The organism is Idiomarina aminovorans, from assembly GCF_023155095.1.
Taxonomy (GTDB): Bacteria; Pseudomonadota; Gammaproteobacteria; order Enterobacterales; family Alteromonadaceae; genus Idiomarina; species Idiomarina aminovorans.
The window spans coordinates 26,650-51,953 of sequence record NZ_JAKNDA010000007.1 but is presented as its reverse complement, the minus strand read 5'-3'; the positions used below and the strand labels follow the sequence as shown (position 1 = coordinate 51,953).

At 47.0% G+C, this 25,304-nt stretch carries 20 protein-coding genes; 6 read left to right on the top strand and 14 right to left on the bottom strand.

The window, feature by feature from the left end; genetic code table 11:
• Window positions 1-20 precede the first annotated feature (20 nt).
• Entirely contained in the window at window positions 21-434 is a 414-nt protein-coding gene (locus L8G48_RS12295) for a SufE family protein (RefSeq protein ID WP_248264910.1), read from the top strand.
• Here the strand turns inward: L8G48_RS12295 and L8G48_RS12290 are convergent.
• The 6 genes from L8G48_RS12290 to L8G48_RS12265 all read right to left on the bottom strand — a co-directional run bounded on the left by L8G48_RS12290 (window position 431) and on the right by L8G48_RS12265 (window position 9,280).
• Window positions 431-1,633: an EAL and HDOD domain-containing protein gene (locus tag L8G48_RS12290; RefSeq protein WP_248264909.1), complete on the bottom strand. Its 1,203-nt coding sequence runs from the start codon at window positions 1,631-1,633 to the stop codon at window positions 431-433. The two genes, L8G48_RS12295 and L8G48_RS12290, sit on opposite strands and share 4 nt — an antisense overlap.
• Complete coding sequence (locus L8G48_RS12285) at window positions 1,626-2,540, bottom strand: SPFH domain-containing protein (protein ID WP_248264908.1); 915 nt, start codon at window positions 2,538-2,540, stop codon at window positions 1,626-1,628. The genes L8G48_RS12290 and L8G48_RS12285 overlap by 8 nt, the downstream gene beginning before the upstream one ends.
• Window positions 2,541-2,659: 119 nt before the next feature.
• Window positions 2,660-4,798: a prolyl oligopeptidase family serine peptidase gene (locus L8G48_RS12280; protein WP_248264907.1), complete on the bottom strand. Its 2,139-nt coding sequence runs from the start codon at window positions 4,796-4,798 to the stop codon at window positions 2,660-2,662.
• A gap of 93 nt (window positions 4,799-4,891) precedes the next feature.
• The gene (locus L8G48_RS12275) at window positions 4,892-6,433 is read right to left on the bottom strand and encodes an HAL/PAL/TAL family ammonia-lyase (protein ID WP_248264906.1); all 1,542 of its coding nucleotides are present in this window, start codon (window positions 6,431-6,433) and stop codon (window positions 4,892-4,894) included.
• Between the two features lie 43 nt (window positions 6,434-6,476).
• Entirely contained in the window at window positions 6,477-7,928 is a 1,452-nt protein-coding gene (locus L8G48_RS12270) for an FAD-binding domain-containing protein (protein WP_248264905.1), read from the bottom strand.
• 2 nt (window positions 7,929-7,930) lie between these two features.
• Window positions 7,931-9,280, bottom strand: coding sequence for a DASH family cryptochrome (locus tag L8G48_RS12265; protein WP_248264904.1), 1,350 nt, complete (start codon window positions 9,278-9,280; stop codon window positions 7,931-7,933).
• An 84-nt stretch (window positions 9,281-9,364) separates the two neighbouring features.
• Between L8G48_RS12265 and L8G48_RS12260 the strand changes: the two genes are divergently transcribed.
• Complete coding sequence (locus L8G48_RS12260) at window positions 9,365-9,820, top strand: DUF3429 domain-containing protein (protein WP_248264903.1); 456 nt, start codon at window positions 9,365-9,367, stop codon at window positions 9,818-9,820.
• 2 nt (window positions 9,821-9,822) lie between these two features.
• Here L8G48_RS12260 and L8G48_RS12255 read toward each other — a convergent pair whose 3' ends face one another.
• Window positions 9,823-12,042, bottom strand: coding sequence for a glycosyltransferase (locus L8G48_RS12255; RefSeq protein ID WP_248264902.1), 2,220 nt, complete (start codon window positions 12,040-12,042; stop codon window positions 9,823-9,825).
• Window positions 12,039-13,103 carry a lysylphosphatidylglycerol synthase transmembrane domain-containing protein gene (locus tag L8G48_RS12250; RefSeq protein ID WP_248264901.1) on the bottom strand — a complete coding sequence of 355 codons (1,065 nt, stop codon included), beginning with the start codon at window positions 13,101-13,103 and terminating at the stop codon, window positions 12,039-12,041. The genes L8G48_RS12255 and L8G48_RS12250 overlap by 4 nt, the downstream gene beginning before the upstream one ends.
• A gap of 215 nt (window positions 13,104-13,318) precedes the next feature.
• Here L8G48_RS12250 and L8G48_RS12245 point away from each other — a divergent pair, with 215 nt between their 5' ends.
• Window positions 13,319-13,804 carry a class I SAM-dependent methyltransferase gene (locus tag L8G48_RS12245; RefSeq protein ID WP_248264900.1) on the top strand — a complete coding sequence of 162 codons (486 nt, stop codon included), beginning with the start codon at window positions 13,319-13,321 and terminating at the stop codon, window positions 13,802-13,804.
• The gene (locus L8G48_RS12240; RefSeq protein WP_248264899.1) at window positions 13,804-14,280 is read left to right on the top strand and encodes a DUF2062 domain-containing protein; all 477 of its coding nucleotides are present in this window, start codon (window positions 13,804-13,806) and stop codon (window positions 14,278-14,280) included. Before L8G48_RS12245 ends, L8G48_RS12240 begins: the two co-directional genes overlap by 1 nt.
• Here the strand turns inward: L8G48_RS12240 and L8G48_RS12235 are convergent.
• From L8G48_RS12235 to L8G48_RS12220, 4 genes are read right to left on the bottom strand one after another with little or no spacing between them, the layout of a single operon-like run.
• Complete coding sequence (locus tag L8G48_RS12235) at window positions 14,277-15,011, bottom strand: HugZ family pyridoxamine 5'-phosphate oxidase (RefSeq protein ID WP_248264898.1); 735 nt, start codon at window positions 15,009-15,011, stop codon at window positions 14,277-14,279. The genes L8G48_RS12240 and L8G48_RS12235 overlap by 4 nt on opposite strands.
• A gap of 13 nt (window positions 15,012-15,024) precedes the next feature.
• On the bottom strand, window positions 15,025-15,801 hold the full coding sequence (locus L8G48_RS12230; protein ID WP_248264897.1) for an ATP-binding cassette domain-containing protein: 777 nt from the start codon (window positions 15,799-15,801) through the stop codon (window positions 15,025-15,027).
• Window positions 15,794-16,810 (bottom strand): FecCD family ABC transporter permease, encoded by a 1,017-nt coding sequence (locus tag L8G48_RS12225; protein ID WP_248264896.1) that lies wholly within the window; start codon window positions 16,808-16,810, stop codon window positions 15,794-15,796. Before L8G48_RS12225 ends, L8G48_RS12230 begins: the two co-directional genes overlap by 8 nt.
• 4 nt (window positions 16,811-16,814) lie before the next feature.
• A complete protein-coding gene (locus L8G48_RS12220; RefSeq protein WP_248264948.1) occupies window positions 16,815-17,678 on the bottom strand; it encodes a heme/hemin ABC transporter substrate-binding protein in 864 nt (287 codons plus the stop codon).
• 140 nt (window positions 17,679-17,818) lie between these two features.
• Between L8G48_RS12220 and L8G48_RS12215 the strand changes: the two genes are divergently transcribed.
• A complete protein-coding gene (locus tag L8G48_RS12215; protein ID WP_248264895.1) occupies window positions 17,819-19,936 on the top strand; it encodes a TonB-dependent receptor domain-containing protein in 2,118 nt (705 codons plus the stop codon).
• Between the two features lie 127 nt (window positions 19,937-20,063).
• Here the strand turns inward: L8G48_RS12215 and L8G48_RS12210 are convergent, their stop codons facing one another.
• Together L8G48_RS12210 and L8G48_RS12205 are read right to left on the bottom strand one after the other, a co-directional pair.
• Complete coding sequence (locus L8G48_RS12210; protein WP_248264894.1) at window positions 20,064-21,881, bottom strand: cytochrome c/FTR1 family iron permease; 1,818 nt, start codon at window positions 21,879-21,881, stop codon at window positions 20,064-20,066.
• Window positions 21,882-22,058: 177 nt separating this feature from the next.
• The gene (locus L8G48_RS12205; RefSeq protein WP_248264893.1) at window positions 22,059-22,733 is read right to left on the bottom strand and encodes an SDR family oxidoreductase; all 675 of its coding nucleotides are present in this window, start codon (window positions 22,731-22,733) and stop codon (window positions 22,059-22,061) included.
• A 181-nt stretch (window positions 22,734-22,914) separates the two neighbouring features.
• Between L8G48_RS12205 and L8G48_RS12200 the strand changes: the two genes are divergently transcribed.
• The gene (locus tag L8G48_RS12200; protein ID WP_248264892.1) at window positions 22,915-25,221 is read left to right on the top strand and encodes a TonB-dependent receptor; all 2,307 of its coding nucleotides are present in this window, start codon (window positions 22,915-22,917) and stop codon (window positions 25,219-25,221) included.
• Window positions 25,222-25,304 lie beyond the last annotated feature (83 nt).

The window sequence follows — 25,304 nt, the reverse complement described above, 5'->3', positions numbered from 1 at the left end:
ACCAAAGGTTATTGCACAGCATGAATCTACCCAATACAGACGAAATTATCGATGACCTGGAGTTCTTAGACAACTGGGAGCAACGATACCAGTACATCATTGATTTAGGTAAAGCATTACCCGGCTTACCGGAAAGCCAGCATAAAGAAGAGTATCTGGTGCGCGGTTGCCAAAGTAATGTATGGCTCATTAGCGAAGAAAAAGACGATAAGCTGCTGTTACATGTGGATAGCGATGCAGTGATTGTTCAGGGCTTATTAACACTGGTCATGGCCGCTTACCACGACAAAACGCCCGAACAAATACTGGCGTTTGATATCGACAATTATTTTGCTCAGTTGGATTTAGAAAACCACATTACCCCAACTCGCGGCAACGGTTTGCGGGCTATTGTCGGGAAGGTTCAGCAGTTAGCCAAACACAGTCAGGCTTAAATCGTATTGAATAACTCCTGAACATTATAGGAGACCTGTCTGTAAGTTCTTAATAAGCGCGGTTCAATTTTATCGACCCGCTCTTTCATCTGAACAAACCGCTCCAGTTTAAGCGCAATATTTAAACATCGTCCCATTGGTCCGGCACAGTCGTCAACCGCCGCCTTAGTTTGTTCAGACAAGGGCAACTTTTCAAAGAAACACGCTTTGTCCACGCCCAACATAATGTCGATACCAGACAACAAACCCACGAAGTAGCATTGATCCGGGTCTAAATCGGGAGAATCTTGCCTTTTCGCTAATTCATAACACATTTGCGCCCGCACTAAGACCATTCGCGAGGCTTCCTGGCTACTGGCTGATACCGAACTAATTAACGCAATCCAACGCCTTAGATTTTCAATACCCAAGCGCATGATCACGTCCTTAACACGAGTAACAGGGCTTACCGTTGGGTATAAAGGGCTGTTCACTATTTTCAGCAAACTGACCGACAGCTTAGGATCTTCCGATATGAGGTTAGACAATTCAGTTAAGTCTGGCTCGTCTTCAAAGCAATGCGTAAGAACTTTTGTCAGCTGCAACGAGGACGGTTCCAGCCGTGTTCCATAAACCACTTTAGGCTTTGCAAAATAATAACCCTGAAACAGCTCAAAACCTAAAGCTTCGTAAGCTTCTTTAGTAACTTCATCCTCAACACGCTCGGCCAGCCATTTACCTTTAAAGCCGCTTAGCTTTTGTTTGAAAGTCTTAGCTTGTTCCAACGTTAGTGTCGATACATCCACCTTAATGTAAGACGCGTACTTAAGCAGCGGCTCCCACGCAGGGTCAAATTCAAAGTCATCCAGCGCAAAGCGAAAGCCTTTTTTATGCCAGCGCGCCACCGCATTGATTATCGCTTTGGTGGGCTTAATGCGCTCAACCAACTCAATAACCACTTTGTCAGGTTCAATCGGCAAAAAGCTTTGTGAAACCAGAAACTCGCTGGAAACGTTAATAAAAGCTGTAGCATCATATTGCTCAGTTTGCCTGGTAATGCCGGCGCATAGATTGAAGATGACTTCGCTGGTAGCTGCCGTATCACCTACCGTTTCGGCCGTTAAATTGACCGCGCTACGATAAAGCAGCTCAACCGCATAAAACTGGTTTCTAATGTCATAAATGGGCTGGGCGGCCAGCAGAGGAAAGGTTTCAGTCATTTTTTTTAGTGTCTTTAGCGGCTTCCATTGCGCTTAAAATATCCGATGATAATGAATCCAGTTGCCCGGTCGGCTGTGGTAGCATAATGACCTTGCTGGCTGCTGTATCGAAAGACCCCAGTACATCGACATAGTTGGTAAATTTCAGCAAGTCGATAACGTCTTTAGAGGTAATATCATTCGCCTGGTCTGTGACCATAGCAATAGAGTCCCGTAAACCTTCAGCAATGGCAAGGCGCTGACCGGCTATTCCCTGACCTTGTAAAATTTTAGACTCTTTATCGGCCTCGGCCTGTTTGACTAACATGATTTTCTCAGCTTCCGCTTTATGTTCAGCGGCGCGACGTTCCCTTTCCGCTGCATTAATTTGGTTCATGGAATCTTTAACCGACTGATCAGGATCGATATCCGTCACCAGTGAGGCGATGATTTCAAAACCATAGTCTTCCATAGTGTCGCGCAGTTGCCCTTTTACGTCCTTAGATATGGAGTCTTTATTATCAAATACGGCATCCAGGTTTTGCTTGGGAATTTGCGCACGCACCGTATCAAACACATAGGACTGCATTTGCCATTCGGGGTTTTCCAGCTGGTAGAACGCATTGTAAACCGAGGTTTCATTACTGACCCGATACTGCACCGAAACCCGGACAACCACAAAGACGTTGTCATTCGTCTTAGTTTCCACGTCGACATCGAGCTGCCGGGTTCTCATTGACTGTTTATGAGCAACTTGTTCAATAAGAGGAATGATAAAGTTAAGGCCCGGTGTCAGCATTCGCCGATAGCGTCCGAATAGCTCAACTAAGTACACACTTTGCTGCGGCACAATGCGCACTGATGCTATAAGCAGCAATAGAACAACCACAGCACCAACTACCCACATCATATTAAAATCGCTCGTCATCGTAGAATCCTCACTATTAGCGAATGATATAATAAAAAGATTAACGGGAAACGTGAAAAATAGCGAACGAATGACGCAAAAGTTTCGCTGTTTATAACGAAACCTTTGCGTTTTGGTGGTTATTCAGGAAGCTGTTCAAACCCCATGTGGTAGAAAGTGAACCCGAAAATATCAGAATACTGTTCAATGGTTTTTGAAACCGGTGTACCAGCACCATGACCCGCATTGGTTTCAATACGGATCAGCTGAGGGTTGTCACCGCCCGCTTTGTCCTGCAGCTCTGCTGCAAACTTAAAGGAGTGAGCAGGAACTACACGGTCATCATGATCACCCGTAGTGATCAACGTAGCCGGATAAGCAACACCTTCTTCCACGTTATGTACCGGTGAGTAACCCAGCAAGTATTCGAACATTTCTTTGCTGTCATCTGCTGTGCCGTAGTCGTATGCCCAGCCAGCGCCCGCGGTAAAGGTGTGATAACGAAGCATGTCCAGCACCCCAACCGCTGGTAAAGCAACCGCAAACAGCTCTGGCCGCTGAGTCATTACCGCACCCACTAACAAACCACCATTTGAACCGCCACGCACTGCCAATTGCTCAGACGAGGTGTATTTTTCATCAATCAAGTACTCAGCGGCGGCAATAAAGTCATCAAAAACGTTTTGTTTTTGCATTTTAGTGCCAGCCTTATGCCAGTCTTTACCGTATTCACCACCACCGCGTAAGTTAGCAACGGCATAAACACCACCCATTTCTAACCAGGCTGCATTCGCAATGCTAAACGACGGTGTCAGGCTAATATTAAAACCACCGTAACCGTACAAAATGGTTGGGTTAGAGCCGTCGAGCTCCGTGCCCTTTTTGTAGGTGATGATCATGGGCACTTTGGTGCCGTCTTTCGAGGTATAAAACACCTGCTTTGATTCATAGTTGGCGGATTCAAAATCAGCACCTGACTCAGCATAAACGTCAGAGCCGCCTTGGTCTGGATCAAACTTATAAATGGTCGATGGCGTACTATAATTAGTAAAGGTGTAATACAAATCTTCCTGTTCTTTTTTACCTGAAAAGCCACCAATACTGCCGACACCCGGAAGCTGCACTTCACGCACCATGTCACCGTTATAAGCGTATTGTTTTACCTGAGCGACAGCATCCACCATGTACTCGGCAAAAATATAGCCCGCACCGGTTGAAACGCTTAATACGTTCTCAGTTTCCGGAATAAAGTCTTCCCAGTTATCCGCTGTTGGATTACTGGCATCAACGGTGACAACGCGCTGATTTGGCGCGTCCAGATTAGTCACCAGGTAAAGTTTTGAGCCATTATTATCCAATACGCGGGTATCGGAATCGGTATGGTTCAGAACCGTGACAAGCTCACTGTTGTCTTTGCTCAGGTCTTTAATAAAGAGCTTATTACCGGAGGTAGAGTTTGCCGCTGAAATCAACAGGTATTGGTCGTCATCGGTAACGTAACCGCCAACATAACGATGTTTCTCGGCATCGGTTCCGCCAAACACCAGCTTGTCGTCTGACTGGTCTGTGCCCAGCTCGTGGTAATACAGCTTGTGCTGGTCGGTTTTTGCCGAAAGCTCGCTGCCTTCTGGCTTGTCATAGCTGGAATAGTAAAAACCTTCATTGCCAAGCCAGGAAACGCCGCTGAACTTAACGTCCACTAACGGATCTTCCAATTGTTCTTTGGTTTCGGCGTCAATGACAATGACTTTACGCCAGTCACTGCCGCCTTCAGAAATTGAATAAGCGGCTAACGAGCCATCGTCAGAGAAAGCTAACTGCGCCAGCGAGGTTGTACCGTCTTCACTAAAAGTATTGGGTTCCAGAAATACTTCCGGCTCTTCATCGTCTTTTTGACGGTAAACCACATATTGGTTCTGCAATCCGTCATTTTTATAGAAGTAAGTGTAATCACCTTCTTTAAACGGCGCGCTGATTTTTTCGTAATTCCATAACTCGGTCAGACGCTTTTCTATCTTTTCACGATATGGAATAGACTCAAGATGCGCGAAAGTCATTTCATTCTGTGCTTCAACCCAGTTTTCGGTTTCTTCACTGCGGTCATCTTCTAACCAGCGATACGGGTCTGCGACTTCAGTACCAAAATAAGTATCGACCACATCACCTTTGCGCGTTTCCGGATACGACATAGATTGCGTATTCGCCTCTTGTTCTGTTTCAGTATTTTGTGAGCAGGCGGTCAGCAAACTGACCGCAACCGCTCCCAGTAGATATTTCATTGTTATTGTCCTTATCAACGTTCTCTGGTGAGTTCTTATAAACGACTCTTTAATTTAGCAAAGTATCCAATTAGAAAGTAGCACAAATACGTATCAATATGTGTACAAACACCAACGCTTTTCAGTCAATTGCTCCAACCAAAAACGAAGCTCACCTTCTAGCGCTCGGTCTTCGTTTACCGGAGCAAACTCTTTTTCAATGTCGTTGAGCATATTTTCTACGTCTATCGATAAAGATTCCGGTGCACTCTCCATTTTTTGCCTCAGCCGACCCCCTTGGCAAGAGGCCAAAAGAGTTGCAGTGACAACCTGTGCGGTTAATTCCAAAACCCTCACACAATCCCTCGCAGCAATGGTGCCCATGCTGACTTTATCCTGATTATGGCACTCAGTAGAGCGAGAGAATACACTGGCGGGCATGGTCAGTTTCAGTGCTTCTGCGGTCCAGGCCGAACAACCAATTTGAACCGCTTTAAACCCATGATTAACCGAGGCTCTGCTGCTATCGGCTCCTGATAAGTTTGCCGGTAAACCATTATTCACTTTCTGATCCATCAACAGAGCCATTTGTCTGTCGTGTAAATCGGCCAGATTGGCGACCTGCGTTTTTAAGGTGTCCATGGCCATAGCAATATGACCACCATAAAAATGACCACCGTGCAGAACCTGTTCTCGTTCAGCATCAATAATGGGGTTGTCATTGGCACTATTTAACTCATTTTCTATTGTTTCCCGAAGCCAGGGTAAAGCATCTTTTAGGGCACCGACAATATGCGGAGCACAGCGAATAGAGTACCGGTCCTGCAAGCGCGCAGAGTTTCTTTCAGCCGGTATTTCTCCTAAATCGTGACGTATCCACTGAGCAACCTGCTGTTGTCCCGCGTGGGGTTTAACCTGAAATAAATGCTCATCAAAATGTTGGGCGTTGCCACCCAGTGCATAACACGCCAAAGACGTAATACGGCTCGACAGACGACTGAAATAATCCGCTTTATCAAAGTTCAGGCAAGCCACAGCTGTCATAACGGCGGTGCCATTCATTAAAGCCAAAGCTTCTTTGGGTCTGAGGTGATAAGGTTGGAACCCTAAGCGGTTAAACGCTTCCTGACTTGAAATAATCTGCCCGCGAAAATGCACTCTATTTTCACCCACAAGAGCACTGGCAATATAGGATAAAGGCGTTAAGTCGCCACTGGCGCCAACGCTTCCCTCCTCAGGAATAAGAGGCAATATATCCTCATTCAGCATTAGAGTCAGTCGTTCCAGCAACTCCCAGCTCACGCCCGAATACCCTTGTGCCAAAGAGCACAAGCGAACGGCCAGAATAGCTCGCACCGTAGGTTTATCAAAATGCTCGCCCAAGCCACAACCATGAAAGCGTGTCAGGTGCAGCGGCAGCTCATCAACTAAACCAGCCGGAACAGCGACTGTGCAACTGTCTCCATAACCGGTCGTGACGCCGTAAATAACACCGTCTTCCAACAGGAGTTTATCGAGAAAGTCCGCTCCTGCCTGAATTCTCTCGCGGAACAAAGGGTCTGGACTTAAATGCGCTTTCGCCTCGCGACGGGAAAGCCGGACAATATCTTCAATTCTTAAAGCGCCTGCACCAAAACATACATTTTTTTGATTCATTACAGCTCATTTACCATTGTTTGACATTTAATTTACTGGTTCTCTAGCCTGAACGATCAACGTGCCGGCTGAGTATTCTTTTATTCTCCAGTTGAACAAGAGCGCTTTTGCGCCAGTCCCAGAGGTTCTTGCTCATGGTTTCTCGGTATTGATTTTTATCGACCACAGGATACGGGTAATCTTTCCCCAGATGAAAATTAAACATAGCAGCTTCCATAGGAGTGATCTGCCAGGGCTCAATAGCTAACTCATTGGGTAGCTCAGCTAACTCCGGCAGCCAGATGCGTATAAACGTCCCGTCGGCATCCTGTTCAAGAGCCTGCTTTGTCGGGTTATAGATGCGCACGGTGTTAATTCCGGTCACTCCCGCCTGCATTTGAAACTGTGGATAATGAATGCCCGGCTCAAAATCGAGAAACAGAGACGCTAAATAATCGGCTCCCAGACGCCAGTCTATTGCCAGATGATGACACAAAAAACTCACCAACATAGCGCGCATTCTGAAGTTAATGTACCCGGTTTGAATCAGACAACGCATGCAGGCATCTACTAAGGGATAACCGGTTTTACCCTGTTTCCAGGCGTCTAAATGCTGAACAACAGACTCGTCATTGCGAAACGGTAAGGTCTCGTAACCGCGGTTGATAGGCTTGTGCTGCTGAGTGATTTCGCTTTCAAACTTCTGAATAAAATGACAATGCCAGTGCAGCCTTGAAACTAGCGCACGTAAAGGTTTTTTCCAGCCGGGCGTCTGCCAGTAGGTCAGGCAATACTGATACACCTGTCGCAAACTTAAATTACCCCAGGCTAGATAAGCCGATAGCCGACTGCAGCTTTCGCGACTGAGTTCCGGCTTGGAAATATTCATTGAATACAATTTTCCCCGGCCTTCAAAGAAAGACAATAATGTCTGCCGGGCTGCAGACTCCCCCCCTTTTTGGAACATTGGGTCATGCTTCTGCCACTGGACAGGCGCATGGTAAACATCAAAAGGACTGGCAACAATGCGGGTTAAATCGAGGGTTGCAGGCTCTGCTCGCATCGTTTTATTCCAATTTTTTCGCCAGCCGGCACGCGAACGCGCCGCCCTTATTACGGCACCGTAGGGAAATTGCTGCCAGTTTATGTGTTGCTCACGACAAAACTTCGCAACCTGCCTGTCACGCTCGTAGGTATTGATTAACCCAACTTCCTGATAGCTGTAAAGTTTAATGTTACCGAAGTGGGTCTGTATGCGTTGCAACTGCTCTATGGTGTCACCACAAGAAATATGCAATTTCGCACCATATGGTTTCAGTTGCTCGTTCATATCACACAGGCTTTGCCAGACAAACCGCCAGTGCCGGGTATCGTAATGCGGGTCATCCAGCAACATCGGTTCAACGTTATACCACAGCAAAACCGAATCGTGATTTTTCAGAGCGGCGGCTAACGCGTCGTGGTCAGACAGTCGCAAATCGCGCTTCAACCATACAACAGCAAGGCTATTGTTCATAATCAACGCACCGGCCAGTCTGCAGCATCAACACTGTCTATGGGGTGTCCGGATAAGTCACCGGCCCAGCGTTCAATAAACTCATTGTCCGGGTCGTAACGTTCCGCCTGTTTTTCCAGATTAAACTGCCGGTGACCTCTCGGGTCCGCTCCGACACCCGCCAGGTACTGCCAGTTACCCCAGTTAGAAGAAACATCATAATCCATCAATTGCTGTTCAAAATAAGCCGCGCCGTAGCGCCAGTCGAGGCTTAGTTCATGTACGAAGCAACTGGCAACCAACTGGCGGCCACGGTTGGACATATAACCGGTCGCATTAAGTTGCTTCATACAGGCGTTGACTATGGGGTAAGGCGTATTGCCTGAGCACCACTTTTGAAACCGCTCAGAATAAAAACTCGTTTTAGGCGACTTCCCGGATATCCCGGAAAATGCAAACAGACGCTTTCCGTGCTTAAGGGCGTACCAAAAAAAATACTCGCGCCACAACAACTCAAAACTTATCCAGTAGCTGGATTCATTCTCGCCAAACTGTGCTTCGTAGGCTCTTAACTCCGCCATAATTTGCCTGACAGAAAGGCAGCCCAGCGCCAGCCAGGGCGAAAACTTGGTCGAGCTTGGAAAATCATCTAAAGCGTTCCGGGTTTGTTTATAGGTACTTGCCTGTTGACCTGAAAAATAGCGCTGCAGATGTTCCGCTCCTGCTATTGCTCCTCCCTCAAAGTCAGCCGATGCGGAAACCGCGATGCTCTCATCTTTCACAATTCGGTGGTTTATCTGTTTCGGTGAAGGAGGCAGTGAATGTATCAGCTGAAGCGAAAAATTCTTATCTAGTAGCTCAACTTTTTTTCTAAATTGCGTAAAAGTATCCGGCAGATCATTCAACCGAAACGGTAATTGATGCTCTGAGAAAAGCGTGTTGTTTGAAATTTCATGAAAAGGTAAGAACGGAAACCTGCGCTGCAATAAACCCAACTGAAACTTCTCGTAATAGCCCTGATGCTGACTTAAAAATACGGCATCCACTTGTTGTTCGGAAATGAGTTCGGTTATCAATCGATCAAAAGTTCCTGTCAGAACTATCAATTTTTGACCTCGGCTTTCAAGTTCCGTGCTGAGTTGTCGCAGGCTTTGTTGCAGAAAAATAACACGCCGTTGGCTCATGGCCGGAATACCATAATGCCCATGCTTATTGTTGTCGGGGTTAAAACAAAAGCAGCAAATAAGGGTTTTACTGCGTTGCGCAGCCTGCTGCAACGCAAGGTTGTCTTCCACTCTCAAGTCGTTTCGAAATATAAATAAGCCGAGCTGATAATCTGCCATAATAACTGCTGGTTGTTGTTTAGTATTCATTACGTAAACCATTTAAAATTAGACTAAACGCAAAGCAACATTTAACGTAAAACAATAAGGAAACGTTCTGGGGAAACTCATTTTATGAATACAAGTAAAAACTGGTTAATTTACATTCTCGGTTTTCTTGGGTTAGTGCCCTTTTTAGCATCCTCTCTTGCCGCTTTGATGCATACCGGAGCTTTTTGGGGTATTCAACCACTGGAGTTTTTAATCACTTATGGCGCCATTATTCTGAGCTTCTTGGGGGGTATTTTATGGGGCCGTGCATTACATCGCGCCGAAAGTGAAAAAACCATGGGCTTGTTGCTGTTCAGTAATGTCTTTGCCCTGCTGGCATGGTTTACAATATTGATTCACGCTCCAGCCTGGTCACTTGGCTTGCAAATGGCAGGCTTTGCGTTAGTTCTGTATATTGAACAAAAGCTCGCGCGTAGCTCCGCCATGACCTCTTACATGGGGTATTATCGTATCCGCGTGTTACTCACCACCGCGGCGATTGTCTGTCAGCTTCTGGTGTTCGGTAACCATATTTTGTAACGTTATTTTTTCTGGTGATACCGGGCCAGTGTTTCGGCGTAAATATGGCGAACGTCGTCGCTGAATTTTTCTACAGAATAGTCACGCGCAAACGCCAGAGCATTTTCAGCCATGCTCTGGCGTAAAGCGTCGTCATCCAGTAATTGCTTTACCCGTTCGCACCACAACGCCTGCCTGGCGGGCGTTTTATAACCGTTATGCCCATCTTCTACTACGTCATCAATGCCGCTGGAGCGTACAGCAACCACTGGCAACCCGGCGGCCATGGCTTCCAGAATAACCATGCCCTGAGTTTCTGACTGAGAGGCGAACAAGAAGGCATCACCTAATTGATACCAGCTTGCCACCTGCTCCGGCGGCACTGCGCCGACCAGAATAATGTATTGCTGCAGTTCCATATCATTAATACGCTCCTGTAACCGATGGCGCTGATGACCGTCACCCACAATGAGCAGGCGGAATGGTTTATCGGTTTGTTCCTTCAGTTGCGCCACCGCCTCTATCATAAAGTCGATATTTTTCTCATTCGACAACCGGGACACACTGACAAACACCGTTTCATCGCCCAGATTCTGTTGCTGCCGCAGAGCTTCTAACTGCTTTCGGTCAACTTGCTGAAAGCTATCAAACTCAATACCGGTTGGCTGCACATAGGTTGGGCGCTTCACGCCTATCATGCGCAAATATTCTTCCGTGGACTGGGTCGGCACAATAACGCCATCGCACTTATTGGCAAAGCGACGCACCAAAAAGTGCGCAATAATATTGCGAAACAAGGAACCCGGTAAAAAAACGAAATGCGCATAATGCTCCAACCGGGTATGGTAAGTGTAAACCACCGGTACTTTAAGCCGGCGCGCCATAAAAACACCCAAGGAGCCTATCCAGAAAGGATGATGCACGTGAATCAGGTCTGGCTTAAAGGCTTTGACTTTCTTACGTACGGCACCGGAAAAAATATTGGCAAAACGAAACTCGCTTTTATCACCAAAAGAGAACAACGACGGCATGCGCACCACGTGCTGTTCTTTTTCTTTTTGCTTTTGATAACGTGGCGCCACAACCAGCACGGTATCTTTCAGCTTAACTAAGCCCTTACGCAAACGCTCAATGGAAATTGGAACCCCACCAATAAACGGCAGGTAGTTATTGGTAAACATAGCCACGCGCAGGCGTTTCTTAGACCAGGGGCCTGGGTCAATGTCGTAGTCGGGGTAATATTCTTTGCCCACAAAAACCGCGTTATAAAGCTTAGTGCTTATTATCAAAAACAAACTCACCAGCAGAATAAAGTTCAGGTAACCCACATAAAATAACGAATGGATAAAGAACCAAAGACTTTCCAGCTGCTTTAAAATAGGGTGTTGCCCTATTTCCAACTTTTCAACCGAATGTGCAACCGAGCCATCGGCACTGACCGTAACCTTTACATAATGATAGAAGCTTTCATCCTGATTCAGTACCAGGCCACCAGCGCCGCCGGTCGTGATGTAAGGAGTGTCGTTGTACTCGCGCTCAGAGTAAATGGAAACATTGGATGAAAAAACACCATCAACGCCGAAGTTACTCAAGGTTTTCAGCAGCGCCTGCCGGAACTCAAGAGGCTGCAAAAAATCGTCCTCCTCAGCCAAAAAGAATTCTTCTTCCGGCTCCAGCGGTGGATGCCCAATATACACAAAGCGATGCTCTGAATTATCGGTTTTCAGAATGTCCGTTAACCATCTCAACTGCCATTGCCAGGGCGTTTTACCCGTGCTGTCGAGGAAAATAAAACGGCTGGAACCTGCGGTAAAGCTGAAAAAATGTGGTCCGTAGTGGTCGTAAAAACGAAAGCTGCCAAATTCTTCGTACTCATTATTACCAAAAGTCAGCAAATACGGCATGTTTAGATGAGATAAAGTGCCTTTTATCGCACGGTATTTGTCTTCGCCACCGCTGCTAACTGCATTACCCGCCGATACTAAAAAATCGATAGTGGTGTCATTCAGCATGGGAATAATGCGGCGCTCAAATATACCCACCGAGTTATTAATATTGCCTACAACCGCAAAACTGTAGCTCTCCTGACCTTCCAGTCGCGCACTGATGGCCGCAAGCTGGTCGGTATGCTTGGCTTCAAACTCAGAAGTGACCAGATTCAAATAAATTTTGTAACCAATCAACCCGACCACAACGGCAATATTTAAGTAAAACAGAGCTTTCAGTAATTTGGTTTTATTCATTGTATGCCCTGTGTTTTAGCGGATTGAACAAGATATCGTTGTAAAATAAACAGTCCCAACAGCATACCCAAATAAATGGTCAGAAAACGCCAGCTAAAGGTCACTAGCAATAAGTGGTTATTGGCCAGAATATCGCTGAAAAAACTGCCAAATACCCCTTCAGAAATACCCGAGGCACCGGGCGTTGGCGCAAAATACATAATAAATGTTGTGACAACTAATAAGCCCAGACTTACCAGGTAGTCGACATCATAGCCCAGCCCCCACATCAGTAACGCCGGGAAGCTGAATAAACTGAGCAAAAAAATAAAGGTAAACAATACCGACAGCGCAATCGACACTTTGGAACCCCGGCAGTACGCCGAAAAACTGCGGGAGAAACGCAACATCTCGCGCCGGGTTTTATACTGCCAACGTAAATGCCGCTCCGGGCTAATCAACTGCAGCTTGTGTATGCCTTTACACAGATAACTTAACGGCCCTATCAACCAATGCGCGCGCAATAAAAACACCGCAAAAAAGAGCAAATAAAGCATAATAAAAGCCGCAATCACCGTACCAATATCACTCATAATGGCTTTATCCTGTAAAGGCTCCAGAGTCAGCAGGAACGCCGGCGTCAGTGAGAAAATAAAGAGAATAGCCAACACGGTACGAATTGTCGTTGCCGCCGTTGCTCTGCCAATGGGTACGCCATGCTCGTGCAAAAACCACACCTGAGCAAAACCGCCGCCGGTAGCCATAGGCGTAATATTGGAGAAGAAAATATTAATAAACACCAGTTTGGCCATGGCGTTTTTAGGTATTTGGTAACCCAGCGCACGCAAGGTATAATACAGGCGAAGACCATCGGCAGCGAAGTAAATCAGTAACAATAAAACGGCAGCACTAATCACTTCTGGCGCAAACAGGCGAAAATCGAAAGTTAAGCTGCGCCCGGAAAAGTGGTTGTAAATGGCGTAGAAACCGACAGCCGTAAGCAGAACAAATAACACGCTGAACAGCGTTAAGCTCTTCCATGAAGCTTTATACTGCTTATCTTCTTCCGCTGAAGCTGCCATTTTTTGCTCTTCACTCCCCGCAAAGCCTAAAGACTTCGGATTATGGAGTTGCACGCTAACGATGTCAAAACGCAATAAACTGGGTTAGACTTGATCGGTATATTTTTTGTAGTCGTAACTGTTCTTTTATTCATTTTTTAAAGGGCGCTCTTTTGGTCAAACATTGGCAGTTTCTAAGAAGTTTTCTGCGTTCTCCGAAAACCATGGGTAGCGTTATGCCCAGTTCCCGTTATTTAGTGAGTGCTTTGCTCTCGGGTATAAACTGGCAGAAAACAGATGTCATTGTTGAGCTAGGCGCAGGCACCGGAGCCGTTACAGAAAGTATCGTTAAGCAACATTCGGCTGATACGTTATTTATTTGCTTTGAATTCGACCAAGAGCTTCATCAAAGATTAGTCAAGCGCTTTCCTGAAACAGAAATGGCTTATGACGCCTTCAAACTTTTAGCGTCTTTGAAAAAGCACAATAAAACACAGTCAAACTACATTGTATCGTCTCTGCCTTTTGCTAACTTTTCAAAAACTGACCAGCAAGTTTTACTGGAGCAAATAAAGGAAGCTCTGGCAGCTGATGGGCAGTTAATTTTGTATCAGTATTCAAAACAGCTGGAACCGCTTTTAGCAAAGCATTTTCAGAAACTGGACAGACGTTATGTCTGGCAAAATATTCCACCCGCTTATGTGTATCATTGCAGTAACTAATGCGTAATATGTTCGAAAAAACACAACAACGTCTGAAAAAAAATAATCGCCAGTGGTTACGGAATAATCCTAAAAGCTTGCGTTTACTCAAGCGCTTTAACTGTTTTGATAAAGGTTTGCTGGCAATAGCGCGGGGTATCAGCATCGGTCTTTTTTTTGGCCTGACACCAACGGTCGGGTTTCAGACGTTGCTGGTGCTGCCCTGCTGTCTCGTATTTCGTGCTAATTTTCCGCTGGCATTTGCGGCAACCTGGGTCAGTAACCCATTAACCATGGGGCCTTTATATTATAGCTGGAACAGAATAGGTGACTGGCTGCTAGCCGAAACCGCAGAAACCTCCGGTTCAGATTCAACCTTAAGCTTTTTACTGGCTGAATCTGAACAGCTTATTCTCGGCAGCCTTGTTTTTGCGATACCCGCTTGTATTATTAGCTACTGGGCTGTGGTAATTATTTTCCGAAACAGAGCGCCCTAAGCAACGGCGTTTCCCCGCGCAGCATGAGTCATTTTTACCAATTGCATTCTGACTTCCCCGGCAGTCGCACACGTTGTCTCAAAAGGAATAAAGATACTGCGCGCATCGGCCATTAGATGAAACCCCTCCGGATAAACACTGATCATTTTGACTGAGCCATTAACGTGACGAAACTCCGCGAATTGTTGGCGCAAAATAAGACGACAAGCGTCGGCATGATCCTCATTCATGTGCTGTATCATCGCTAGTGCTTCGTCCGAATTCCACTCCGGCTCAGGCAGTAGCCATTCGCCCGGGTTTATCCAGAAAATTTCACCAAAACCACCAATGTAGCGAATGTGCTCAACGTCCATTTGCCAGAACTTAAAATCATGCGCGTTTCGATAACTCAGAGCATCTGGAAAGCGCAGAAAATACAATTCACTCAGCGATTCATCCTCTAGCAACCGTGCGTTACCGGTTAACGTGAGTCGCCCTTGAGTATTCTGGTCACCACGCTCTGCCGCATCAAACACCGTAATGCTTAAGCGGTTGTCTACCGATAGATTACGAGCGTGCTGCGCAATGTCAGACACATAGAAAATAACCTGACCTTCTGCAGACAGCATAAAAGGAGATACAGAGCCAAAAGGATAACCCATCAACTTTTTCGAAATCGTTGATAACACGGCAGTGTCATTACGCTGCGCTAATTCGCGCGCTTCCCGCGCTGCTGTTATTCGTTCATTCATTGTAAAACACTCCTTAACGTCTGGGCTCGGTAAAAATCATCGGCTTTAAAAAGCTCGGATGCGAGCTGACATAAACCGGGGTATGGTAAGTTCGCTCAAGCACATCCTCCCGAAACACGCTTTCCGGGGTGTCGATATGCTGAATACAACCATTTCCTAAAACGATCACTTTATCAGCATACAAAGAGGCCAAGTTTAGATCATGCATTATCGACAAAACCAAATTGCCTTTTTTACTAAACGACTTAATTTCATGCAATACCGCGTGTTGGTGATAAACATCCAGTGCAGAAGTTGGCTCATCCAACAACAGGAGTTGCTCGCCGGGTAAGTCTTTATCTAACTGACATAAGCAACGCGCCAGATGCGCCCGCTGCTGCTCACCACCCGATAAACTTTCGATACTGCGTCTACCCATCGACACTAAGTCGAACCGCTCTAACCAACCGTTTGCGCGCTTTTCAGCGTCGGCATCTGACTCGCGTGACCAGTAACGGCCCATAGCAACCAGTTCCTGAACCGATAGACCTTCCGGTGCGGTTAGCTGTTGCTCCATAACTGCCCTGATTGGTGCCAGCTTTAGCGCTTCCCAGGAATTTAGCTCTTTACCATTTAAATAGACCCAGCCGAGGTATGGAAGCTCTCCGGCCAACATATTAAGAAAAGTCGATTTACCCGCACCATTTTCACCCACAATAGCAACAAACTGGTTTGCCTCTACACTCAGGTTAAGCGACGATAACACTTGTTGTCGGCCAATGGATAAATTCGACACATCAATATCAAGCATAAAACCTCCGACGTTGCTTCATAAGCAAGTAAATAAAAAATGGTGCGCCAATAGCTGCGGTAATAATGCCAATGGGTAACTCTGCGGGTGCAACCAGGGTCTTGGCCAACCAGTCGGTAAGCACCAGAATAGCCGCTCCGAACAACATGGATACCGGCATGAGCCAGCGCACGTTGGCACCAACCAGCATGCGCGCAATATGAGGAATAATAAGTCCGATAAAACCGATCATGCCGGTTAAGGCGACCGCACCGCCCACGCCCAGCGCGACAAAGAAGATAAGCTGACGTTTTAACGAAGCAACATTAACGCCCAGGTAACGTGCCTGTCGCTCACCCAAAAGTAGAGTATTGATTGCCCGGCGCTGCATGAACAACACAATGGAGCTAACGCCCATAAACAGAAAACCAAGTGGTAACTGCTGCCAGTCAGCCCCCGCCAGAGAGCCCATCTGCCAAAAACTCATTAGCCTCAAGGCATCGTCGTTCGCGTAATAACTGAGTAAGCCGAGGACTGAGCCCGCCAGCGCATTAATAGCAACCCCGGCCAGCAGTAACGTTGCGACATGAACCCCGGCGCGGCCACCGGCCAAGTGATAAACCACAAAAGTGGTCAGTAAAGCACCGATAAAAGCGGCGCCAGAAACCCACAATTGCCCCTGCAACCCAAATTGTGGGCCCAGTGCAATAACCGCCAGCGCAAATACTGCCGCTCCGCCGGAAATGCCAATTAGACCCGGATCGGCCAGCGGGTTGCGGCACAAGGTCTGCATAGCTGTACCACTTTGCGCCAACACGGCCCCAACCATCAAACCTAACACCAGCCTCGGTAACCGAATATCAATTAAAACCGTTTTTTGAATGTCCGTAACGTCCGACAATACGCCGGGCAACCAGATAAAGGGTAACCGCCAGTCGGACATCACCGGTCCGCTGGAAAGTAACAAAATGCTGCTAACCGCAATACCCATCATCCCGGCTAATAGCCAGTAACGACGCTCGACAGGCATGGTCTTACTCCTTGCCTACGGCTATTTTACGGGCAAACTCAGCGACCACTTGCTGAGCTTCAGCAACGCGAGTCGTCATACCTAATGCCAGCAATGAATCCATAACCAGAACCCGGCAGCTTTTCCCGGCTTCCAGTAACTTAAGCGCCTGCGCCTGACAGAACGCTTCTTTGCTGCCATGGCTTTGAACGACATGCTCAGGAGCCACTAGAAAATCAGGCTGTTCTACCAGTAAATACTCGGTGGATACGGTTTTAAAGCCCGAGTGAGAGAATACATTGCCAATATTGGAATAGCTGAAAAGAAGATCCGGCACGGTGTCCTTTCCGGCTGCCACCACACCTCTTTCTGACGCCTGCAGAACAAACAGCCCCGTTAACGATTGCTCACCTGTAGTGGTAGTTAAATCGGCCTGAATTCGGGCGATAACGTCTTGCCCTTCAGTTTCAGCTTCCAGACGAACAGCAATGTCTTCAATTAACTGATAAAGCCCCTGCAATGAAGTCGGTTTATCAAATAGCACGACCGAAACGCCCACCCGCTCAATTTGATTCAGTACTCTGTCGCTACCGCCGCCTTCTAATACCCAAAGGTGCTCAGGCTCAAAACTCAAAACACCTTCGGCTGATAAATTACGGTAGTAACCGACTTTCGGTAACCGCTTTACAGCCGCAGGCGAAGTACTGGACGTATCGACGCCAATCAGTCTGTCGTCTCTATTTAACGCAAATACAATGTCGGTTAAGGTTCCGCCGGCAGTAATAAGTTTGCTGACGTCTTCCTCCAATTTATCCTCGGCCTGACCGGAAAAGGAAACCAACAATAGAAAAGTGGTTCCGGCATGAACCAAAAACTGCCGTGCTGTCATCACAATAAAACTCCTGAATTACGCTTTACTTTTTTGCCCTAAATCAAAAATAGTAACTTTAACTTGCAAATGCAAATCGTTTTCGTTTAGATCGTATCGGTTTTTTCATGAACGTGTCAATTCAGGATTGGAGATGAAAAGTGAATACAGGAAATAAAATAACTCACGGTTTTTCGAAAAACCTATTAGCGGCAGCCATTTTCGCTACCTTGCAGTCTGCTGCGTACGCCGATGAGCTGCCAAAACCTTCCTTAGAAACCGATGAAATACTGGTGGTTACTGGTTCCCGCAGCGAAGAAAAACTTGAAGATGTGGCCGGCGCGGTCAGTGTCATCACCGCTGAAGAAATTGATATTCAGGTCAGCAATAGTCTATCGGATATTTTCCGTTACGACCCCAGTATCAGTTCGACCGGAAGCCAGGGGCAGGCGCAAACTCTTTCAGTCAGGGGCATTGGTGGCAACCGGGTGGTTTATATTAAAGACGGTCGCCGTCTAAATGATGCCTACGCCGGTGGTGGTGGCTTCTTAGTCGGTCGCGGTTATCTGGATGTGTCACAAGTTAGCCAGGTTGAAGTGGCAAAAGCCGCAGCGTCGCCATTGTTCGGTTCGGATGGACTGGGTGGGGTTATTGTTCTGACTACGCCCGACCCGGATGATATTCTCCAGGGACAGGTCAATGCGCTCTCGCTTCAGGCCGGTGCTGATAGCGTTGCAGACGAACGCAGTTTAGGTATTCAGGCAGCAAAGCAATTTTCGGGTTCACAGGCCTCTATTCAACTGACGGGCCGCAAGGGCAATGAAACTCAAAACTTTGACGAGTCACTACCAGAATTTGACTACGACAGTACCGCGGTGCTGGCAAAATGGGCCATTCCACTGGCTAGTAAAAACCAGTTAAAATTCACCCTGGACCATTACCAGCAGACTAATGAGCAGTTCCGGGAGGCTCCGGAGCAGACTGAAAACAAAGATAAACAAACGGCTTTTTCCGTCGATTTTCTCAACAACCACAGTAACTGGCTGACAGACACTCAGCACTGGCAGTTTTACATCAGTGATTATGAGCAGCGCAGTGACCAGGTGGTGCAAGGCGCGGGCCGTACGGGTCCTTATATCGATAATAATGACTACCGATTTGAGCAACGTATTCTGGGCGCTCGCTGGCAGGGGCAGACGCAGTTAACAAACGACAGTTTTCAACAGGACGTTGTGTTTGGACTGGATGTCGACCATTACGACACCAAGCGGCCACGCTTTAAAACCCGCACCGCGATGGATGGCACCGTATTACAGGATAATGAGCCGCAAAAGGCGTTTCCGGGTGCAGAGACCTGGCTAGCGGGCTTATTTCTGCAGGACAATATTCAGCTGAAAAATGCCCCGCTCAAGTTCATAGCGGGTGTCCGCGTCGATCACTACCGAATGACAGCTCAGGATAACGAGCTCTATGATATGGCGCTGTTAAGTGATATTCGCGAAACCGCACTGTCGCCGAAACTCGCTGCTATTTATTCCTTCTCAAATAATGTTCGTGTTTATGCTCAATATGCTGAAGGCTTTAAAATACCGCCTCATGACCAGGCGTACCAGAACCATGGTATCGAGCCTTTCTACGCTATATTGCCTAACCCCGATTTAGACCCTGAAAGCAGCCGTTCATTAGAAGCAGGCTTTAAATTCAACAATAATGATACGCGCTGGGACCTTTCAGCTTTTTACAGCAAATTTGACGACTTTATTGATACCGAAGTGGTCGACACCAGCCCGACTTATATCCCTGGCGTTGAGCGAGTCGAATATCAGTACGTCAACAAGGAAGAAGTGACCATAAAAGGCGTTGAGGCCTCAGTTTCCCATTGGTTTAATGACAGTGTGCAAGTACTCACATCCGTTGCTTACACCACGGGTAAAGACGAAACAACGGACAACTATTTGACCACTTTATCGCCCCTCTCCGGCAGCACCTCGCTGGGCTATCACAGCGACAACTGGTATATTCGTGGCGTTTTAACGGCGGTTGATAGCATGAGTAAAGTGCCGGCGGATGACTCTATTCAAACCCCCGGTTATGCAACCGTTGATCTGCTCGCAGGGATAACACTGGCAGACTGGCAAATCAACCTGGCTGCCCGCAACCTGACCGATAAGTATTATGTTCCTTATCAGAGCGTTGCAGGTCTGAAAAGTGATGCGTTAACCGAACAATACAGCCAACCCGGGCGTTCAGTTGGGGTGCAGGTAAACTATCGTTTTTAGACAAAAAAAAGCCCCCAAAATTTGGGGGCTGAAAAACTTAACCAGGGAGTATAACCAATTCAGATGTTAAGTTGAGCGATATACTAGCGATCAAATATGACAGTTTTTAGATAGCTCCATTTTATTTTTATGACGCTTGACGTTTAAACAGTACAAATACCAGAATCAGATACACGAATTGCGCACTTAAACTTTCCCAATTGGCGTAAATGCCCAGCCAGTCAAAGGTTACGTCTAACGGAAATTGGGTATGGCTGAACCAGGCGGCTTCCTGCAAAGCACTCATTCCCTTGCCCAGCAGAATAAAGACCAGCGCCAGAATAATATAAGTGGTTGCTTTAAAGAAGGTGTTCATTGGCAGTTTAACGGAGTACTTAATAACCACCCAGGCCACTATCGCCAACACCACCAGAGCAAAGACAAAACCGTAGGCAACGCTCGTACCTTTATCCTGTGCCTGCAATAGCAAAGACTGATAAAACAATACGGTTTCAAACACTTCGCGGTACACAGCCAGAAAGGCTAAACCCGCTAAGCCCCATAACGCGCCTTGTTTTAACTGAGTCTGCACTTTTTCCTGAATAAAACGCTGCCACTGCTGTGACTGGGTTTTGCTGTGCATCCAGTAACCCACGTAAAACAGTATTACCGCTGCCAACAATGCGGCTCCGCCTTCGATAATTTCACGGCTGGCACCACTAATGCTAATAAAGTATTCCGCTACCAACCAAGTGCCAACACCCGCAATTAAAGCCGTGATCCAACCGGCATGCACATAACGCAGGCCATCTTTGCGACCGGAACGTGCCAATACCGTGCCTATTGCCAGCACAATCAGTAACGCCTCAAGCCCTTCGCGTAACAAAATAACGGCGCTTGCGGCAAATAATGCAGACTCCGACAATTCGTTTTCCGATAACGTATTAGCGGCTGTCTCAAATTCCTGCTGCAATCGCTCTGTTCTTTCCTCAACCTGAGGCAATTGATCCGGTTCACTGATAACACTACGCAACGCCATCATGTCACGCTCTATAGTGCGCATCAGTTCAGGGGCTTTTGAATTCAATGCGTTTTCAGCTAACTCAAAACCGTCAAGATAGGCCGAAATAGCTAACCGCTTAGCTTCGCTGTAGTTACCCTGTTGATACGCCAGCAGCGCCTGGTCAAGGGTGACGCGGGCAATAGTGATGGGATCTTTACCCGAGCTGCCAGCAAAGTAATCTCTGGCGTGAGTGCGCGAATAATCAATAGCATTAGATGAAATACTACGCTGCAATAAGGTATTGGGGCTGTAATTAATGAGCTCGCTCAGGGCCACTTTTTGCTCAGCATCAACACCGTCATTAAACGCCATACTGCCCACGTAAAAAGTTAATGCCCAGCGCTCTTCTTCGCTTAAATGACTAAAAGACGCCATTGCCGTGCCGTCGATACCATCGGATACAGCATCAAATAAACCCAGAAGCGAGCGGTTATTCGCACGCTCCCGGTCGGTGAAATTTGTCGGAGCGGGTTCTAACCCAACGGCGGCAAGTCCGTCGCCCTGCCCACTAGCACCGTGACAGGCGGCACAGGTTTGTTGAAATAACTGTTTAACCCGTTTTTCGCTAGCCAGTTTTGACGGCAGACTTAACTTTGGCAGCGCCGACAACAAGGTGTCTCTGAGCATGCTGGTTAACGCAACCACCGCTTCCGGGTCGGCTTTGTTATTAATCAGCTGTTTGAGCTTATCCACCAAGTGTTGCATTTCTGAGCGCACAGATTCAGGTGCCTGTTCGGTCTTTTCGCCAATAAGTCCGGCGAACTCGGTCATTTCGCTGTATTCACCGGGGTTGATAACTTCGCCGTTGGCTACCGCTTCGGAATAATCTACGCCAACATATTCTGCCAGTTGCAATAACTGACGCATGTCAGAACTTTGAGTATCCGCCGAAGAATTGGCCAAAACCTGGCCGGAAAAAAGTAATGTGCTTATTAAAACGATATGGAAAAAGAGTCGGGAAAACACGAGTACTCCTCAAGGCTCATGTCATAATCAGGTGCAAAATTATACAGGAGCCCGGAAGAGCATTAAATGATAACGATTATTGTTTATCTTAAATCTCTATTAATCTGAGCTGAATCAGTTCGCCGGCATTAAGAACACTTCGCGTACACAATTACGCGGATTCGCATTGATTGAATACAGCACGGCGTCCGCAACATCATCCGGGTCTAATTTGTCTGGCTTAGGCTCATCGAAGAATGGGGTATTAACCATACCCGGTGCTATAGTTGTGCAGCGACCGTTCCACTCTTTCATTTCTTCGGCCAGATTCTGTGCAAAGCCGTGAACAAACCATTTAGTCGCACCATAAACTGAGCCTTTTAAGGTAATACGCCCGGCGGCAGAGCCTGTCATTAAAAAGTGACCGGTGGTTTTACGCAAATGCGGTAAAGTCAGTTTGGCCGTGTAAAGAAGCCCATTAATGTTCACATCAATCATAGACTTCCACTCGTCGGGGTCGCCTTCTTCGGTTCCGGCTGTCGAAACGCCCGTACCGGCATTGGCAAATACCGCATCCAGTTGCCCGAATTTTTCAACGCCCTGCTTCACGGCTTCAGCTAACTCGTCATAACTTCCGGCATCCGCAGCAACGCCAATGGCGTTATCGGCACCAAATTCTTCAACCAGCGCATCCAGTTTTTCTTTCCGGCGCGCCGTTAATATGAGTTTTAATCTGTCTTTCGCCGCTTTGCGAGCAGTGGCTTCGCCAATGCCGCTTGAGGCACCGGTAATCAATAATACTTTAGACATGCTTCCTCCTGGAATTTGTTTAGATACTTTCTTGTACTCGTCGACTGAGTATAGCGATCAACCCATACCAACACTTTCATTTATTTCAGTTCCAGATTACCTATATTGCGCATTGATAACAATTCGCATTTGTATTAAAGTAAACATCTTATAATTGCCGACTCATAAGGAAGCCAAAAGTATGAAGAATCATAAAGTAACTGAAAAAAACAGAGATGTAATGACAGGTCTATGTGCATTCATTCTTGTTGGTGCTGTTTTTACCCCTATCCTGGCCCTGGCAGAGGAACCTATTGACCAGTCCAAACAAGACGGTTTAGAAGTCATTAAAGTTCAGGGCGAAAAACGCGAACGTTCACTCTCTGAAACCACCAGCAGTGTCGCGGTAACAACGGTTCAAAAAATTGAGCAGGAAAACCTACTCGACCTCAGCGATATTATTACTCGTACCGCAAACGTTTCGGAAACTTACGGCGGCTCTGGTTTTACGATTCGCGGTATTCGCGATGAGAATGCTTCTGCCAACCCATTAGCGACCGTTTATGTTGATGGTGTTGCCATACCCAGTCAGGTGAATGATGCTGGCCCAACCGACTTATGGGATGTTGCACAGGTTGAAATTCTGCGCGGCTCGCAGTCAACGGTGCAGGGTGAAAACTCCTTAGCCGGTGCCATCATTATCAGTACTCAGGATCCGACCATGGACTGGACCTGGAAAACCCGGGCAATCTGGTCAGATCCAAACGACAGACGCCTGGCTTTTGCCGGTGGTGGTCCAATCATAGATGACGAACTGGCCTTTCGGGTTGCTGTAGAAAAACGGGATTTTGACGGCTTTACAAAAAATATTACACGCAACGGAATGGAAGACTCGGTCGACTCTCTGGTTACTCGCCTTAAGCTGCTCTGGAACCCGGCCGGGCTGAGAAATTTCACCGCTAAACTAAACTTTATGCGTGACGACCGCGAAGACCCTTATCAATATACTTACAGCCGCACCGATGTAGAAGATTATTATGATAACCGGGTGAACCTTTCCAACCGCGAAAATGTAACCGATATTACAACGGACATTGTGTCATTAGATTTAAGTTACGAGATAAACGAACATTGGTCACTGGCATCCGTTACCTCGCAGTCAGAGTCCGACTCCCTGCGTTTGTATGACATTGATTTAATAGCAAAAGATGAACGTTACGGCGAGATGAACCACGATTATAAAAACCAGTCACAAGAAGTACGGCTGAATTTTGATTACCCGAACTTTCATGGCCTGGTCGGCGGTTACTGGTCTAATCGTGAGAAAGACGCCATGGATAACCAAATGGCTGGCGTTGCGACTCCGGTAGCCACTATTGTCAGCGCATTACAAAGCATGGGACTGGATGAAACCACGGCCACTCAGTTTGCCGACAGCTACTCTCAGGAGCTGCCGCTCATTCCTGTCGATTATGATAGTGATGTTTACGATCGCTCGACCAACCGCGCCATATTTGCTGATGTAGAATACGCTTTAGCGGACGATGTCGCTCTTATTGCCGGCTTTCGTTACGACACCGAGCGTTATACCTACGAGTCACTCACCGAAACAGCCTTTGCCGGTACCTTACCTGACCCCACCAATTACGGCGAAGCGGGCACAGGCCCATATAACATCGTCACTGGTATCAATCAGGAAGTACTGAACCTGGTTGATAACGCAGGTAGCAGTGTGCCAAAGAGTACTCGCGACTTTAACGCCTTTTTACCAAAATTGGCCCTACGCTGGGACTATGATAGCAACGATTCGCTGGCATTGACGGTACAGCGTGCTTACCGCTCCGGTGGCAGCTCCTACAATATTGCCCGCGCAGAAGTCTTCGCCTATGACCCTGAATTCACCACAAACTACGAATTGGCGTGGCGCAGTAAGCTGTTAGACAACAAGCTCTTTGTCAGCAGCAACCTCTATTATATTGACTGGGAAGACAAACAGACTATCGCTGAATTCGGCCTAAACAGTTTTGATAGTCACACAGTTAATGCTGGTAAAGCGCATTTGTATGGAATGGAGCTGGAAGCCCGTCAATATGTAAATAACTACATGGATTGGTACGGCTCGTATTCTTATTCCAGAACTCAATACGACCAGTTTGAAGCCATTGCCGATGCTCAAGTCAGAAATTTTTCAGGAACCGAGTTTATCTTTGCGCCCAAACATACCGCTGCACTCGGTGTGAACTTATATCCTGCCCGCGACTGGACGGTGAACGTTAACGCGAATTACCGCGACTCAGTACTGATGACGACCCGCGCTACAGATAACAGAGTGTCATCAAGAACCTTATTTAACGCAAAAATCAGTTACGATAAGTTCGACTGGTCAGCCTATATTTTCGCCAATAATATCTTTGACAAAGGTTACACCGAATACGCACGCAATGACATCCCCTATGCGATATTTGGCGCACCAAGAGTGGTTGGTATTGGGTTCGAGGCGGAGTTTTAAGCGGTTAAAAACTGAAATAATTAAAAGAAAAAGGCGCTTGATGTTATCAAGCGCCCTTTTTATTCGCCGACAGATCAGCTTAG

Bases quoted from the DNA above. Each gene is read 5' to 3' on its own strand.
- L8G48_RS12295 (WP_248264910.1), top strand. From the start codon at position 21: ATGAATCTACCCAATACAGACGAAATTATCGATGACCTGGAGTTCTTA.
- L8G48_RS12290 (WP_248264909.1), bottom strand. From the start codon at position 1,633: ATGACTGAAACCTTTCCTCTGCTGGCCGCCCAGCCCATTTATGACATT.
- L8G48_RS12285 (WP_248264908.1), bottom strand. From the start codon at position 2,540: ATGACGAGCGATTTTAATATGATGTGGGTAGTTGGTGCTGTGGTTGTT.
- L8G48_RS12280 (WP_248264907.1), bottom strand. From the start codon at position 4,798: ATGAAATATCTACTGGGAGCGGTTGCGGTCAGTTTGCTGACCGCCTGC.
- L8G48_RS12275 (WP_248264906.1), bottom strand. From the start codon at position 6,433: ATGAATCAAAAAAATGTATGTTTTGGTGCAGGCGCTTTAAGAATTGAA.
- L8G48_RS12270 (WP_248264905.1), bottom strand. From the start codon at position 7,928: ATGAACAATAGCCTTGCTGTTGTATGGTTGAAGCGCGATTTGCGACTG.
- L8G48_RS12265 (WP_248264904.1), bottom strand. From the start codon at position 9,280: ATGAATACTAAACAACAACCAGCAGTTATTATGGCAGATTATCAGCTC.
- L8G48_RS12260 (WP_248264903.1), top strand. From the start codon at position 9,365: ATGAATACAAGTAAAAACTGGTTAATTTACATTCTCGGTTTTCTTGGG.
- L8G48_RS12255 (WP_248264902.1), bottom strand. From the start codon at position 12,042: ATGAATAAAACCAAATTACTGAAAGCTCTGTTTTACTTAAATATTGCC.
- L8G48_RS12250 (WP_248264901.1), bottom strand. From the start codon at position 13,103: ATGGCAGCTTCAGCGGAAGAAGATAAGCAGTATAAAGCTTCATGGAAG.
- L8G48_RS12245 (WP_248264900.1), top strand. From the start codon at position 13,319: ATGCCCAGTTCCCGTTATTTAGTGAGTGCTTTGCTCTCGGGTATAAAC.
- L8G48_RS12240 (WP_248264899.1), top strand. From the start codon at position 13,804: ATGCGTAATATGTTCGAAAAAACACAACAACGTCTGAAAAAAAATAAT.
- L8G48_RS12235 (WP_248264898.1), bottom strand. From the start codon at position 15,011: ATGAATGAACGAATAACAGCAGCGCGGGAAGCGCGCGAATTAGCGCAG.
- L8G48_RS12230 (WP_248264897.1), bottom strand. From the start codon at position 15,801: ATGCTTGATATTGATGTGTCGAATTTATCCATTGGCCGACAACAAGTG.
- L8G48_RS12225 (WP_248264896.1), bottom strand. From the start codon at position 16,810: ATGCCTGTCGAGCGTCGTTACTGGCTATTAGCCGGGATGATGGGTATT.
- L8G48_RS12220 (WP_248264948.1), bottom strand. From the start codon at position 17,678: ATGACAGCACGGCAGTTTTTGGTTCATGCCGGAACCACTTTTCTATTG.
- L8G48_RS12205 (WP_248264893.1), bottom strand. From the start codon at position 22,733: ATGTCTAAAGTATTATTGATTACCGGTGCCTCAAGCGGCATTGGCGAA.
- L8G48_RS12200 (WP_248264892.1), top strand. From the start codon at position 22,915: ATGAAGAATCATAAAGTAACTGAAAAAAACAGAGATGTAATGACAGGT.